General features: G+C 46.0%; 13 protein-coding genes. 8 read left to right on the forward strand and 5 right to left on the reverse strand.

Annotation, left to right across the window (positions count from 1 at the left end):
• Window positions 1-39 precede the first annotated feature (39 nt).
• Window positions 40-450, forward strand: a complete 411-nt coding sequence (ybeY, locus tag EHV08_RS08110) for an rRNA maturation RNase YbeY (RefSeq protein WP_126678829.1) — start codon at window positions 40-42, stop codon at window positions 448-450.
• Between the two features lie 72 nt (window positions 451-522).
• Here ybeY and coaD read toward each other — a convergent pair whose 3' ends face one another.
• From coaD to EHV08_RS08125, 3 genes are read right to left on the reverse strand one after another with little or no spacing between them, the layout of a single operon-like run.
• Window positions 523-963, reverse strand: coding sequence for a pantetheine-phosphate adenylyltransferase (coaD, locus tag EHV08_RS08115; RefSeq protein WP_126678830.1), 441 nt, complete (start codon window positions 961-963; stop codon window positions 523-525).
• Entirely contained in the window at window positions 956-2,926 is a 1,971-nt protein-coding gene (locus EHV08_RS08120) for a DNA topoisomerase IV subunit B (RefSeq protein ID WP_394366041.1), read from the reverse strand. Before EHV08_RS08120 ends, coaD begins: the two co-directional genes overlap by 8 nt.
• A gap of 60 nt (window positions 2,927-2,986) precedes the next feature.
• Window positions 2,987-4,135, reverse strand: coding sequence for an N-acetyltransferase (locus EHV08_RS08125; protein WP_126678831.1), 1,149 nt, complete (start codon window positions 4,133-4,135; stop codon window positions 2,987-2,989).
• A 427-nt stretch (window positions 4,136-4,562) separates the two neighbouring features.
• Between EHV08_RS08125 and EHV08_RS08130 the strand changes: the two genes are divergently transcribed.
• The 4 genes from EHV08_RS08130 to dusB all read left to right on the forward strand — a co-directional run bounded on the left by EHV08_RS08130 (window position 4,563) and on the right by dusB (window position 8,733).
• A complete protein-coding gene (locus tag EHV08_RS08130) occupies window positions 4,563-5,864 on the forward strand; it encodes a DUF2851 family protein (RefSeq protein ID WP_126678832.1) in 1,302 nt (433 codons plus the stop codon).
• A 36-nt stretch (window positions 5,865-5,900) separates the two neighbouring features.
• Window positions 5,901-6,353, forward strand: a complete 453-nt coding sequence (locus EHV08_RS08135) for an acyl-CoA thioesterase (protein ID WP_238988045.1) — start codon at window positions 5,901-5,903, stop codon at window positions 6,351-6,353.
• A gap of 169 nt (window positions 6,354-6,522) precedes the next feature.
• Window positions 6,523-7,650 (forward strand): DNA-processing protein DprA, encoded by a 1,128-nt coding sequence (gene dprA, locus EHV08_RS08140; RefSeq protein WP_126678833.1) that lies wholly within the window; start codon window positions 6,523-6,525, stop codon window positions 7,648-7,650.
• A gap of 33 nt (window positions 7,651-7,683) precedes the next feature.
• On the forward strand, window positions 7,684-8,733 hold the full coding sequence (dusB, locus tag EHV08_RS08145; protein WP_126678834.1) for a tRNA dihydrouridine synthase DusB: 1,050 nt from the start codon (window positions 7,684-7,686) through the stop codon (window positions 8,731-8,733).
• A gap of 146 nt (window positions 8,734-8,879) precedes the next feature.
• On the opposite strand, the gene EHV08_RS08150 is transcribed toward dusB, so the two are convergent.
• Entirely contained in the window at window positions 8,880-11,075 is a 2,196-nt protein-coding gene (locus tag EHV08_RS08150) for a M6 family metalloprotease domain-containing protein (RefSeq protein WP_126678835.1), read from the reverse strand.
• Window positions 11,076-11,668: 593 nt separating this feature from the next.
• Here EHV08_RS08150 and gpmI point away from each other — a divergent pair.
• The 3 genes from gpmI (at window position 11,669) to EHV08_RS08165 (ending at window position 14,658) form a co-directional block, all read left to right on the forward strand.
• On the forward strand, window positions 11,669-13,186 hold the full coding sequence (gpmI, locus tag EHV08_RS08155; protein ID WP_126678836.1) for a 2,3-bisphosphoglycerate-independent phosphoglycerate mutase: 1,518 nt from the start codon (window positions 11,669-11,671) through the stop codon (window positions 13,184-13,186).
• A gap of 192 nt (window positions 13,187-13,378) precedes the next feature.
• Complete coding sequence (gene ung / locus EHV08_RS08160; RefSeq protein WP_126678837.1) at window positions 13,379-14,044, forward strand: uracil-DNA glycosylase; 666 nt, start codon at window positions 13,379-13,381, stop codon at window positions 14,042-14,044.
• Window positions 14,038-14,658 (forward strand): DUF3109 family protein, encoded by a 621-nt coding sequence (locus EHV08_RS08165; protein WP_126678838.1) that lies wholly within the window; start codon window positions 14,038-14,040, stop codon window positions 14,656-14,658. Before ung ends, EHV08_RS08165 begins: the two co-directional genes overlap by 7 nt.
• Before the next feature lie 81 nt (window positions 14,659-14,739).
• On the opposite strand, the gene EHV08_RS08170 is transcribed toward EHV08_RS08165, so the two are convergent.
• On the reverse strand, window positions 14,740-15,618 hold the full coding sequence (locus EHV08_RS08170; protein ID WP_126678839.1) for a helix-turn-helix domain-containing protein: 879 nt from the start codon (window positions 15,616-15,618) through the stop codon (window positions 14,740-14,742).
• Window positions 15,619-15,634: the final 16 nt, after the last annotated feature.

Raw genomic sequence — 15,634 nt, forward strand, 5'->3', positions numbered from 1 at the left:
TTCGTTCCGCAGGACATTAATAAATATGTGTAATCGGCTATGATAACCTACAATATTGACGGCGTTAAGATGCCGACTATTAAGAAACGACAGACAACGGCATGGATAAAAGCCGTGGCAAAGACCTATGGTAAGACCGTAGGCGATATAGGATATATGTTTGTCAGCGATGAGGGTATTCTCGAGACAAATCGTGAATACCTCGGTCATGACTATTACACCGACATAATCACCTTCGACTATTGCGAGGGTGATACCATTAGCGGCGACCTTGTTATAAGCCTCGACACCGTGCGCAGCAATGCCGAACTGTTCGGAAAAGACTATGATGAAGAACTTCATCGCGTCATTATTCACGGCATTCTGCACCTTTGTGGTATCAACGACAAAGGGCCGGGAGAGCGTGAGATAATGGAGCAGGCCGAAAACAAGGCTCTTGCCATGCGCTGACGGTAATGCCGCGCACACCATTATCGGGATTGAACATTATCAACCCCCAATGCATAACAAAAAGAATTGCTGTTAAGGAAGAAATTCCTTGATGTCTTTTCCGAAGTGAATCAGTTCGCGCACCATGCTCGAAGAGATACTGTCATACTGCGGGTCGGCATAGAGCAGGAGTGTTTCAATGTTGCCTATGCGGCGGTTTATGACAGCCTGTTCGCGCTCATACTCAAAGTCTTTTATCGTACGTGCCCCTTTTATTATGAAGTTGGCACCTACGCGATGTGCGAAATCCACGGTAAGGTCGCCGTATGTCTGCACTTCTATTCTTGGCTCGTCCTTGTATATTTCCTTTATCTTCCGACTTCTTTCCTCTGCCGACTGCATGTACTGCTTACGCTCATTCACGCCCACTCCTATGACAATGGTGTCGAAGAGCGGCAGGGCGCGGCTCAATATGTCGGCATGACCAATCGTGAATGGGTCGAAACTGCCAACGAAAATACCTTTTCTATTCATACTTATCCTCCTCCGGTTTGTCTTCCTCGACTACCAAGTTATCTATTATGAAGTTCTGTCTTTCCATAGTGTTCTTGCCCATATAATATTCAAGAAGACGCTGTACCTGATCCGTCTTATGCAGTGTGACCTGCTCAAGACGCATATCGGGACCAATGAATCCGGCGAACTCGTCGGGTGAAATCTCACCAAGTCCCTTGAATCGTGTTATTTCCGGGTCGGGACCAAGATCTGTTATGGCCTGCTGACGTTCGTCGTCACTGTAACAATAGCGCGTTATATAGTCGTTTTTCTTTCCCGTAGCCTTGTTGTCGGCCTCTTCTATCACCGCCTTGTCTTTTATCTTGGTGCGTTTTGCTCTTACCCTGAACAGTGGTGTTTGCAACACATAAACGTGCCCTTTCTTTATCAGTTCTGGGAAGAATTGCAGCAGAAAGGTAATTATGAGCAGACGTATGTGCATGCCATCGACATCGGCATCGGTTGCCACTATCACTTTATTGTAGCGCAGCGAATCAAGGTCTTCCTCTATGTCGAGTGCGGCCTGCAACAGATTGAACTCCTCATTCTCATATACCACTTTCTTTGTAAGTCCGAAAGAGTTAAGGGGCTTTCCGCGAAGCGAGAACACCGCCTGTGTGTTAACATCGCGACTCTTGGTTATGCTACCACTTGCCGAGTCTCCCTCAGTGATGAATATGCAGGTTTCTTCCTTCCTATCGTTCTTCGCGTCGCTATAATGTATGCGGCAATCGCGCAATTTTCTGTTGTGCAGGTTTGCTTTCTTGGCACGTTCGCGGGCAAGTTTCGTTACCCCTGCCATTGCCTTTCGCTCTTTCTCGCTTTCCGAAATTTTCTGCAACATCTGCTCGGCGATGTCGGGATTCTTGTGCAAGAAGTTATCCACCTCGGTCTTGATGAAGTCTCCTATGTATTTATTCACGCTCACGCCATTCGGACTCATTGTCAGCGAACCGAGTTTTATCTTTGTCTGACTCTCGAACATCGGCTCCTCCACATTCACCGCAATGGCCGCCACCATACCGTTTCTGATGTCTCCATACTCAAAGTTCTTGTTCGAGAACTCTTTTATTGTGCGTGCTATATGTTCCTTGAACGCGCTCTGGTGTGTACCACCCTGCGTGGTGTGCTGTCCGTTTACGAACGAGTGATATTCCTCTCCGTACTGGTTTGTATGTGTGAAAGCAATTTCTATATCCTCGCCTTTCAGGTGGATTATCGGGTACAGCCCATCGTTTGTCATGTTGTCCGTGAGCAGGTCTTTTAGTCCGTTGCGGCTCTGTATCCTGCGCCCGTTATACATTATTATAAGGCCGGTGTTCAAGTAGGTATAGTTCCTAAGCATCGTTTCCACGAAGTCGTCATGGAAGTGATAGTTCTTGAAGAGTGTCGAGTCCGGTTCAAAGAATATATATGTGCCGTTCTCGTCTTGTGTCTTCTCGGTGCTGTCGTTCTGCATTTCGCCTTTTCTGAACACCACAGAGCGCACCTTTCCGTCGCGATAACTGCTTGCTTCGAAATGTGTGCTCAGTGCATTGACCGCCTTGACACCCACTCCGTTCAGTCCCACGCTCTTCTTGAAAGCCTTCGAGTCGTATTTTCCACCGGTGTTGAGCACGCTGACCGCCTCGACGAGTTTACCCTGTGGTATTCCTCGACCATAGTCACGGATAGACACTCTCAGGCCGTCCTCGATGTCAACCTCTATTCTTTTACCTGCGTTCATCTTGAACTCGTCGATAGAGTTGTCGATAACCTCCTTCAGCAAAACATAGATACCATCTTCCGGCATCGATCCGTCACCAAGTCTTCCGATATACATGCCGGGTCGGGTGCGCACATGTTCCATGTCGGAGAGATGTCTGATGTTCTCTTCGTCATACTGCACATTATTGCCGTTGTCCGTAATCGGCATGTCGCTTTCTTTCATTTTCTCTTCCATTATACTTCCTTTTTTATGCCACGGTTAGGTTTTACCCACCGTGGCATCTGTCTTTTCCTGTTATAACACCTTCTTATAACATCTGCGGCTCTTGTGGTGAACATGTTCCAGGTACTGCCATTGTCCCTGCACCTTGTCGTTAGTTTCCATTTCAACCTGACTCTCTCCCCATTCGAGACCATATTTCTGATACCAAGGAATGAGGTCGGCGAACATCAGAGCGTTTGCTCCTTTGTTGCGGTATTCCGGTTTAACGCCGATTAGTAGCAAATCGACAATTTTGGTTTTTCTGAATTTCAGTGCTCTCAACACGTGCCACCATCCGAATGGCAGCAGGCGACCGCGGTGGCATTTCTGCAAAGCCCTTGCGAGTGAAGGCATCGTTATGCCGATTCCTATGAGTTCGTGATTGGGCGTGTTCCAATCCTCTATTCCTGTCACGAGGTTGAAGTCAACAAGCGGCATCCACATATCGATATATTGTTTTATCTGTCTGTCGCTCATCTCACTATATCCATACAGATCTTTGAATGATTCGTTTATAAGGTGGAACATCTTCAGTCCGTAGCCGCCTTTATAAACATCTTTCTTCGTGAACTTTTTCACGTGCAGATTATAACGTTTCTCCACCATCTGCGCCACCTTGGTGTATTTCTCCGGAATATCCTTTGGTATGGGCAGTTTGAACTCCACGTAGTCGTTATCTTTCTCCCACCCACCCAACTTCTCCATGTGTTCCGGATAGTAAGGGTAGTTGTATATTGTTGCCATCGTGCCGAGTTGGTCGAATCCCCATGTGAGCATGCCCTCCGGATCCATGTCTGTGAACCCAAGCGGCCCCACGATGTTCTTCATGCCCCGTTCCCTGCCATAGTCTTCCACGGCCTTGAGCAGTGCTCCCGACACTTCTATGTCGTCGATAAAGTCAATCCATCCGAACCTTACACTATCATCACCCCATTTCTCGTTTGCCCTTTTGTTGATGATGGCAGCCACTCTTCCCACAATCTTTCCGTCTTTGTAGGCAAGGTAATACTCTGCCTCGCAGAACTCGAAAGCAGCATTTTTATCCTTGCTCAAAGTTTTCATATCGTCAAGGAACAGTGCCGGTGTGTCGTATGCGTTGCCTTTATAAAGGTCGTAATGGAAGTCGATAAAAGCCTCCAGTTCTTTCTTTGAAGAAACTTTCCTAATCTCTACATTTGACATAATGTCTTATGAGTATTGAATAATTATAGGTTGCAAAGTTACGAAAATAAGACATAAAGACAAAACTCTTTAGACAAAAAGACGTGTTTTTAGGACATAAAGACATCTTTTGGGGGACATAAAGACATAAGTTTTTTAGACAGAAATACATAAAAATATGAGACATAAAGACAGAAAAGGCTGTGAAATAAAGACAAAAATGAGTAGTGAGCGCATTGATATATTAGAATAACAACTATACAAAAAATATATTTATGTCTTTCTGTCTAATGTTTTTCTGTCTTTATGTCCAACCTTTTCTGTATTTATGTCTCAAGTTTTGTGTCTTTATGTCTTAAAAACACGTCTTTTTGTCTAAAGAGTTTTGTCTTTATGTCTTATTTTCGTAACTTTGTATCTGCAAAACGCAAGAAAGAGAAAAGGAGAAATGGAGTTATTGCTGCATTATTGCTGGAAGCATAAGTTGTTTCCTTTGAAAGATTTGGTCACGACAGATGGAAAAACCGTTGACGTGATAGATCCGGGATTGTCGAACAGCAATGCCGGTCCCGACTTCTTCAACGCCAAAATGAAAATTGGGGGCACGCTATGGGTGGGCAATGTGGAGATACACGACCGCTCGTCAGACTGGTATCGGCATGGTCATGACAGTGATGCGGCATACAACAACGTTATCCTTCACGTGGCAGAGACGACGAACAGCGATGTCAGAACATCCTCCGGAAATCTTGTTCCACAAATACAACTCGCCATACCGCAGTATGTTCGTGAGCACTACTCAGAACTGTTGAGCATAGATAAATACCCGCCATGCCACAAGATATTGCCACGCCTGTCGCGCCTGATGATACACAGTTGGCTGAGTGCCTTACAGACAGAGCGTCTCGAGCATAAGACACAAGCCATTCTGAAACGATTGAAACAGGCAGACGGCTCGTGGGAAGCCGCCTATTTCATAACCCTTGCACGCAATTTCGGCTTCGGAGTGAATGGCGATACTTTCGAGGCATGGGCAAAGAACATCTCGTTGTCGCAGGTAGGACACCATCGCGACGACCTTTTTCAGATAGAGGCGTTCTTCATGGGGCAGGCCGGACTGCTTGAAAAATCGGCCATTTCGGAGCACTCACAAGGCGAGGTGGAAACCGAAGACTATTTCACGAGGCTTCGCAACGAATATCTATACCTCTCACGCAAGTTCTCGTTGCAGCCAATGGATGCCGCATTATGGCGTTTCCTCAGACTACGCCCGCAGAATTTCCCACACATAAGACTCTCCCAACTGGCACGGCTCTACTACGAACGCCGGTCGGAACTTAGCCGACTGCTTGAGTGTGAGACGTCAAAGGAAATCCTGTCTATGCTTCAGACGAGAGTGACACCATACTGGGAAACGCACTACACATTCGGCAGCAGCAGTTGCAAGGCAGAGAAAGCATTGTCACAGGCATCGCTTAATCTGCTCATTATCAATACCGCCGTGCCGGTGCTCTTTGCCTACGGTCGGCATAAACAGAAAGAGGCCTACTGCGAAAGGGCGATGAGAATGCTCGAAGAAATGCGGGCAGAGAACAATCACATTACCAAAATGTGGCGCGAGTGCGGCATTGAAGTGACAAATGCCGGTGACAGTCAGGCTCTGATACAACTGAAAAAGGAATATTGCGACCGCAAAGACTGTCTGAGATGCAGAATAGGATATGAATATTTGAAAGGAGTGGGGGAGTGAAGGAGAGAACAAATATGTTCTTTAAAACATAAAATTATGAACAACAATTTCAATGAAAAAGAAAAGTCCCAAAAGCAGGACAAAGTAAGTAAAATATTCGAGACACGCATGGAGGTGCGCGACTACGAGTGCGATATAGAGGGAATTGTGAACAATGCCAATTATCTGCATTATCTGGAACACACGCGACATCTTTTCTTGAAGCAGTGTGGATTGAGTTTCGCCGAGATGCACCGCAAGGGCGTTGATGCTGTGGTGGCGCGAATGGCGTTGCAGTACAAGGTGCCGTTGCGCTGTGATGATGAGTTCGTTTCGCGACTAAGCATAACGAGAGAGGGTGTAAGATATGTTTTTAACCAAGACATAATACGCGCCTCGGACAACAAACTCAGCCTGCGGGCAAAGGTGGAACTGGTATGTCTTATAGATGGTAAATTAGGCCGGTCTGCGGAATATGATGCGGCATTCAATGACTATTTTGAAGAATAATTAGTTTATTATGTAAAGCAAATTGGGCGAATTTGATTACCAAATTGGGCGAATTTGTCGAGTAATTTCGGCGAAATTGCTTTGCAAAACAGGCTAATTTGGTTTGCAATGTATCGTTGAACGCTACTTGCTTCGCTTGAAAACAGATGGATAGAGAACAACAGAGGTAATGGACGAGAAAGAAATTCTGTCGGCACTTGCACTTATGCGCATCAACTATTTCAGTCTTTCGGGACTGTCGTTGATGTACCAAGAACTGGGCAGTGCGCAGGTAATAGTGGAGCATCGCAACAATATAAAAGAGGTGTTTCCCGAAGCATCGGACAAGTTGGTGAACGGACTGCGCGGACTTGATGAGGCAATGAGGCGTGCCGAGGTGGAAATGGAGTTCTGCCGGAAGCATGGCATAGAGCCGTTGGTAATGAACGACAAACGTTATCCTGCCCGACTGCGTGAGTGTGATGATGCTCCGCTGTTGCTTTTCTATCGCGGCAATGCCGACTTGAACCAACAACGGGTGGTTAATATCGTGGGGACACGACGGTGCACGGCATACGGCAAGGACTTGATAAATAGGTTTGTCAGCGACCTGAAACGGCTTTGTCCGAAGGTGCTGATAGTGAGCGGACTGGCGTATGGCATTGACATTAACGCTCATCGCAGTGCTCTGCTAAACGGTTACGAGACCGTGGGTGTGCTGGCTCATGGGTTAGACCAACTCTATCCGTCACGACACCGTGACACTGCGGTGCAGATGATAGGCCAAGGCGGTCTGTTGACAGAGTTTTTCACGCAGACAAATGCCGACAAAGTGAACTTTGTGCGGCGCAACCGCATAGTGGCAGGAATGAGTGATGCCTGTATTCTTGTGGAGAGTGCTGCCAAAGGAGGCGGACTTATAACGGCTCGGCTGTCGCGTGACTATAACCGTGATGTCTTCGCTTTTCCCGGACGGGTGGGCGATACGTATAGTGAGGGTTGCAACGACCTTATCAGAAATAACGGTGCGGCACTCATTTCATCGGCTCAAGACTTTGTGGAAATAATGGGGTGGAGCGTAGATGCAAAACTGGGTGAGGCGCGACAGAAAGGTATTGAACGCCAACTGTTTCCCTCGTTGTCGCCCGACGAGACCGTGGTGGTTGACGCTCTGCGACAGCAAAACGATATGCAGATAAACATGATTTCGGTAAAGACGAATCTGCCTATAGCCCGACTCTCCGCCATTCTATTTGAAATGGAACTGAAAGGGGTGCTGAAACCGCTGGCCGGAGGAGTATATCATTTGTTGGGTTGAAATGGGAGTGTATTTGACTTTTTAGGTAAATTAATGAAAATAGGTAATATAAATTTTGCCGACCGTCCGTTGTTCCTTGCTCCTATGGAGGATGTTACGGACATCGGTTTCAGACGTTTGTGCAAGCGTTTCGGCGCAGCAATGGTATATACCGAGTTCGTATCGGCAGAGGCTTTGGTACGCTCGGTGAAGAGTACGGTGAGCAAACTCGCCATAGACGATGCCGAACGGCCGGTGGGAATACAGATTTATGGGCGAGATGTGCCGCAGATGGTCGAGGCTGCGAAAATCGTTGAGGAAACGGCTCATCCCGATGTCATTGACATTAATTTCGGTTGTCCGGTGAAGAAAGTGGCAGGAAAAGGTGCGGGAGCCGGTATGTTGCAGAACATTCCTTTGCTGCTCGACATCACGCGAGAGGTGGTAAAGGCGGTGAACACTCCCGTGACGGTGAAGACCCGATTAGGTTGGAACAACGAACAGATTGTAATAACCACTCTTGCCGAACAATTACAAGACTGCGGAATACAGGCGTTGACGATACACGGAAGGACACGCTCGCAGATGTACACAGGCAATGCCGACTGGACTTTGATAGGAGAATTGAAGAATAACCCGCGCATCAATATCCCGATAATTGGCAATGGCGACATTACATCGGCCGAAGAGGCGCACCGTGCGTTCAATCGTTACGGTGTAGATGCTGTGATGATAGGGCGTGCCACTTTCGGAAGACCGTGGATATTCAAAGAGATTAATGATTATCCCAAGATGCCTGAACTCTCTATTGACGATAAAATAGACATTCTGATAGAACAGTTGCACATCAATATGGAGCACATACGCAAGGAGAGAGGCGATGATGACCCGCGCAACGAACTGCGTGCCATACTCCACACACGCCGACATCTCGCCTCGTCGCCCATATTCAAGGGTATCCCAGACTTCCGTCGGACGCGCATCGAGATGCTCCGGGCGGAGACATCGGTAGAATTGATAGGGATATTGGAGGAATGTCGCAAGCGACTGAACGATATACAAGAGTCCGGAACAGGTGTCGGCAATGACTGTTCCTCTTTGTAAACCCCAGTGGGACATTAGAACTATGATGTCTCATTTAGGTTATAGCACAAAAAAACTGATAATTTCTTTCCGATTTTTAATAAGCATTACGTTTTGTTTCGGTAAATGCTTCGGAAAGAAATTATCAGAGTTTATTCAGGGATTATTTATTTCACCATAACCTTCTTGCCGTTGATGATATATATGCCTCTCTGCATATTCTCCCTTTCAACGCGCTGACCGTTCAGGTTGTATATTGTTTCCACGCTGTTGTCCGGTTGAGTCTCTATGCCCTCTATGCTGTTGGTATAGTTTGTAGAGCGATAGATTTGCAGTTTCACTGGTTCGGTTGTGGTAGCGAAGAACAAGTATTTGTCAGAATCGTATGCAATGTATTTCTTGAATCTTCCGGTAAACTTCACCGTTGCCTCACCGTTATTTATTTCTATTTTAGCCTTGCTGTTCTCGTTGATGCTTGATGAAGTGGTCATTCCTGTTCTCTTCATACCAAGGTATCTGTTCTCGGTTGTCTTGAACGTGAAGACATCATTGTTTACAGAGATAGTAAGTATTTCAGCGTTATTGTCAGTGATAAAGTTGCTGTTGTTGCTTACTTTCATTGTTGATGCAGTTCTTTTCCCGGTGACATCTTTTGTTGTCATGGCCATCTTTGCCTCTTCGTTTACGAATATGATGCGGTCATCGTTCTTAAGATTGTTCACGTCTGTAACCTTCTCGAAAATCTCTGTGCCCAGAATTTCATAACTGTCAGCCAAGTCTTTGTTGCGGAAGTTGAATGTTATTGTACCGTCTCCGTGCTCCATCACCTTGTATATCTCGCTGTTTGCAAGTGTAGAACCGAAATAGAGTTTATATCTTGCGCTTTCAATGTTTGGTACTCCGTTTCCGAAGAAGTGGGTTTGCGAGGGTAATTGATGCCCTATTTTGCTTCCGTCTGCTGTTACGATGTGTGCACGTTTGCTGTTTTTGATATTGTTAACCGTGTTAGACATCCACTTGAACTTGTCGTAGCAGAAATGAGTCAGCATAAGTCCGCTGCCGAATTCTTTCGGATACCATGTTCCTACCTGTCTGTTCTCCACGATGAAATACTCCATTTGGTTGTTAGGATTGCGAATCAATCTTGCCGGCACACCGTCTTTTTTGTTGATATCGTCAAGTGAAATGTTGCCCTCTTCCTGCAATGCCGGAATGTCGAGCCAACCAAGATAACTTCTCTCGTATGCCATCATGCCAATAGGAGCATTTCCTCCGTGTACGTAGCATCCCGCTTCCATAAGCGACCATGAGCCGAATGCGAAATCATCGTCATAGTTGTAGTTTGTAGGATAGAAGTCGGGCAGTCCGAGTGCATGTCCGAACTCATGGCAGAATACGCCAATACCTGCCATGGTATTTGCAGATGCTCCCACCTCATTTCCTACGAAGTATGACTTAAAGAGGTATCCTTCTATGTTTTGGTTGATGTCGAATTCGTGCGGCCATATCGCTTCAGCCGGTGCTCCGTAATTCGCTTCTCCCTCTCCGGCATACAGAACTGTCACATTTTGAATTGCTCCATCCACCACAAACTGGTCAAAGTATGTGTCGCCTTTCTCTTGTTTAGCCAGTTTTATGGCCTCTTTTATCATCTCGCCGGCTCTTACGTCATTTCCAGACTTTCCGTTTTTGTTCGCTCCGTAGTATGCTCTATTTTGTGAGAGTTTCACCTTTGCCACGATTTCAAACTTGGGTGAGAACATTCCGTTACTCTGTGCGAGGTAGTAGTCTCTTACCGAGCCAACGGTGTTAGGTTCTTCGTCGTATCCTTCCTTGTTGAAGTATCTGTCATATTTCTCTATTGTCGATGTCGGCATGAAATCAACGTCAGTATATGATACCAATATCACAGGCACTTTAATTTCTCCGATGCTGTTCACTGCACCCAATGCGCTCTGTCCTTTCTTGCCGAGTCCGTCAGGAGTTGATGCGCTTATAATTTTTCTCGGCTCTTTTCTCATAGCCAGTTTTGTAACTTCTGGAGTTTTTTCGGTTATCTGTAGTGATTCGATGAACGCCTTTTCTTCTGTTGTGCGCAGTTGCAGGTCGTGTGCAATCATGTCTGTTGCCACGAGTTCTCCTTTCTCCAATCTTGCGTAGCAGAGGTCTCCGGCAATGTTTGAATAAAGTACTTTTCCGTCAAGAGTTGTATAGTATGCACAGTATTGGTCACCGTGCTTAAACGCATGTACGGTCGTGCCGTCGCTTTGTTTGATCAGTTCGGCTTTCCTTATCGGTCGGATAGCCTGTGCATTCCATGCCATTGAGAAAATGGCCAATGTTAATAGTAAAAATTTTTTCATTATAAAATTGATTTTAAGATTGTTATAAGAATATTCTGCTGCAAATATACGAAATGTTTCTTTATTACTTGGTGTATTTTATGAGAAATTTCATTTTGTGAATGTTAAATACATTCTTGGTGTTTTCTTTTTGGGTTTTGAAAGTTGTTATGAAATAATTAATATGTTGACAAATGCGCATATTGCATACGGATTATGAAACGCTTGGAAAAATAAGTATGGTTAATCGTGCCTATTTTTCTAAGCGTTATTATATTATTGGTTTTGTTCTTTTTCTTACAATACCTTCATCTGCATCGTCATTCATTTCCTTATTCTCTGCATTAGGGCATATTTCGCAGACCAAATTGGGCGAAATTGCTGACCAAATTCGCCCAATTTGCTGACCAATTTCGGCGAAATTGTTTTGTGCTCAGTTATTAACCGGCTGGCAATTGGGTGTCATGTTGTGACAGTAAGAGGAGATAAAAATCAAGTTTTGGGGTGTTCAGGTGATTTATACGGTGCAAAACTTTGTCTTTGTCAGTTTTCTTTGTAATTTTGCAACTGATATAATGAAACTCAATTTACATAATATATTATAACTTAGACATATGGCAAAGAAAGCACTACTTATGATTCTCGATGGTTGGGGAATCGGACAACATGGCAAGGGTGACGTTATTTATAACACTCCCACGCCTTATCTCGACTATCTTAACGCAGTATCGGCTCACTCGGTACTCATGGCATCGGGCGAGGACGTTGGTCTGCCCGACGGTCAGATGGGTAACTCGGAGGTGGGACATCTCAATATCGGGGCCGGACGAATTGTATATCAAGACCTTGTAAAGATAAACCGTGCATGCAAGGACGGTTCTATAATGAATAACGCCGAAATTGTTTCGGCATACAGTTACGCACAGAAGACCGGCAAACGTCTGCACCTTATGGGACTGACGAGCGATGGCGGTGTTCACTCTTCGCTCGAACATCTTTTCCGATTGATAGAGATTGGTAAGGAGTATGGATTGAAGAATGTTTTCGTGCATTGCTTCATGGACGGTCGTGACACTGACCCGAAGAGCGGTGCCGGTTTCATAAAACAACTTCAGGAGCATTGTGATGCCAATGGTGCGGCAATCGCCGACATCGTGGGACGTTTCTATGCCATGGATCGCGATAAACGTTGGGAGCGCGTGAAAGAGGCCTACGACTTGCTCGTTGAGGCTAAAGGAAAGGCGGCAGACAACATGGTGAAAGCCATGGAGGAGAGTTATTTAGAGGGTGTTACGGATGAGTTCATAAAGCCAATAAAGAACTCAGGTGTTGACGGAACTATTCAGGAGGGCGACGTTGTGATATTCTTCAACTACCGCAACGACCGTGCAAAGGAACTCACCACCGTACTCACACAGAAGGATATGCCGGAAGAGGGTATGCACACGATAAAGGACTTGCAATATTATTGCATGACACCATACGATGCTTCGTTCACCGGTGTTCACATACTCTTCCCGAAAGAGAATGTTGAGAACACTTTGGGCGAGTATCTTTCTAAGCAGGGCAAGCGACAGTTGCACACGGCCGAAACCGAGAAATATGCACATGTGACGTTCTTCTTCAATGGCGGTCGTGAGGAACCTTATGATGGAGAAGACCGTATTCTCGTACCATCTCCGAAAGTTGCGACTTACGACCTGCAACCCGAAATGTCGGCACCGGAGGTGAAAGACAAACTCGTTGCTGCGATAAAGACACAGGAGTATGATTTCGTTGTGGTGAATTTCGCTAACGGCGACATGGTGGGACATACCGGTGTTTATAATGCTATTGCAAAGGCAGTGTGGGCTGTTGATAACTGTGTGCGTGAGGTTGTGGAGGCTGCAAAGGCCAATGGTTATGAGACAATTATCATCGCCGATCACGGTAATGCAGATAATGCGATAAATGCCGACGGTACACCGAACACTGCACACTCGCTCAATCCGGTGCCGTTCATTTATGTAACCGATAATAACTCGGCTACGGTGAAGAACGGACGACTTGCCGATGTTGCGCCTTCTATCCTTCATATCATGGGATTGGAACAGCCAAGTGAGATGACGGGAGAGAATTTGATTTGTTCTTAGGAGTAATTTAGGAGTAGGGGGGAGTGTTGTTGTTTTGTGCAACATGCTCTGAATCCGAATGCTTTTGATAAGTATAGGAGTTTTGGGAGTATGGGGTTTAGATAACAGTATTTGTTTGTTCTTATGCTCTCAAAACTCTTTGAATTATTGATATTCTGCGTTTGAAGGAATGATTTTATTGGCCTTATTGAAATGAATGTGAAGATAGAACCGTCGTGGGCGGCATGTATGGGAGAGGAGTTCGACAAGCCTTATTTCGCAAGTCTTGTAGATTTTGTGCGTAGAGAATATTCTTCCACTGTCTGTTACCCGCCCGGACACGAGATTTTCAATGCCTTCAACCTCTGTCCTTTCGACAAGGTGAAGGTGGTGATAATAGGACAAGACCCTTATCATGAGCCGGAACAGGCTGAAGGATTGTGCTTCTCGGTGAAGGAAGGGGTGATGCCGCCGCCCTCGCTTGTTAATATCTTCAAGGAGATACAGGGAGATTTGGGCAGGCCGATACCTGCCAATGGCAGTCTCAGGCGTTGGGCAGAGCAAGGCGTGTTGTTGCTTAATGCCACTTTGACGGTGCGTGCTCATCAGGCAGCATCGCATCAGCGTCACGGCTGGGAGGAGTTTACCGATGCCTGCATACGCAAATTGGCACATGACAGACGGAATATCGTGTATATGTTATGGGGCGGATTTGCTCGCAGCAAGGCGCAACTTATAGACTCGCAGGCTAATCTTGTGTTACAGAGTGTTCACCCTTCGCCACTCAGTGCTAACCGTGGCGGATGGTTTGGCAACCACCATTTCTCGCGTTGCAATGAATATTTGAGACAACAAGGAATAGAAGAAATAGAATGGTGAGACAAGGAATTATTGATGTTTCCGGTGTTCTTATATCAAGCGACATAATCTTCGAGCGTTTCTGTTGCGACCTTGAGAAATGCAAGGGGCGGTGTTGCGTGGAAGGAGATGCCGGTGCTCCTGTCACTATGGACGAGGTGATGGAGATTGAGAATGTGCTCGATATTGTGTTTGAAGACCTTTCGGAAAAGGCGCAGGAGGTGATTCTCGAGCAAGGAGTGGTCTATAACGACCGCGAGGGCGACCTCGTTACGAGCATTGTTGACGGCAAGGATTGTGTGTTTACCTACTATGACGATATTGATTTGGATAACGGTTTAAAAGTAAACGGATGCTGTCTTTGCCGACTCGAGAAGGCTTACCGTGACGGCAAGTCGTCGTTCTGTAAACCGATGAGTTGCGCACTTTATCCTATTCGTGTTAAGACGTTCAATGGAGGACTTGTGGGACTGAACTATAATCGCTGGAATGTGTGCGACTGCGCTCGTGAAAAGGGTAGGGAACTGAATGTTCCTGTGTATCGTTTCTTGCGCGAGCCGCTGATAAAACGCTTCGGAGAGAAGTGGTATAAAGAACTGGAAGAGGTCGCGGAGCAACTGCTCAAGACAAAATAATAAAGCCCGTCGGCTTTGCGACAGGCAGTTATCACTATTCTGAAAAGAAAATACATCAAAGGAAGGTGATGCCGGTGGTATCTACGATTTCCTGTAATCGGTGGGCGACATGCCGACATGCTCCTTGAAGAATTTGCCGAGGAACGATTGGTTGGGGAAGTGCAGTTCCTGTGCTATTTCCTTTATGCTCATGTTGGTGTTCTTCAACAGCACTCGCATTTCGAGTGTCACGTAGTTGTCTATCCACTCTATTGGTGTGCGCTTGCTCACCATTTTCACCGTTTCGGAGAGGTATTTGGGTGTTATGCACAGTTGTTCTCCATACCAACCTACGCGCCTCTCGTGTCTGAAATTATCTTCCACAAGTTTTATGAACGATGCGAAGATTGCTTCTGCCCGCGTCTGTCGCTTGTCGTTTGCCGCCTGTATGCGATAAATGACGTTACTAATGTCGTAAATCATTGACATCATCAGCGAGCGTACAACGTCTGCACGGAAGTGGTGGGCATTATCGTCAACCTTATATTTGATAGCTCTGAAGTATGCTTTTATCGCCGTTATCTCGTCCTGACTGAGAGAGAATACCGGGTGAGTACGGCTGAACAAGAACAGTTGCGACAATTCGTGCATGCCCTTTATAGTCTCGCGGAAGAAGTCATACGACATCAATATGGCAATACCTTTGCAGTCGGGCGATAGCATGTAGTTATCGGTCACGGTGCCCTCGTTTATTATTATCACGTCGCCGGCTTTGACAAGATGCTCTTCTGTATCAACACTATACTGCACCTTGCCGTGCAGACAGATTCCCAAAAGGATACACTTCATCCGCCGCGGTTCGTTTGGCAACGGAAGGTTCTCTATGTTGTCGATAAGCAACAAATCGTTGTCGATGTGGCTTCCATTGTAAATTTTTCGCGCACTATCGATTGTTATGTCGTTGATGTTTTTTATTTTCATTGGCTTATCGTCGTGA

The organism is Prevotella koreensis (genome assembly GCF_003977605.1).
Lineage (GTDB): Bacteria > Bacteroidota > Bacteroidia > Bacteroidales > Bacteroidaceae > Prevotella > Prevotella koreensis.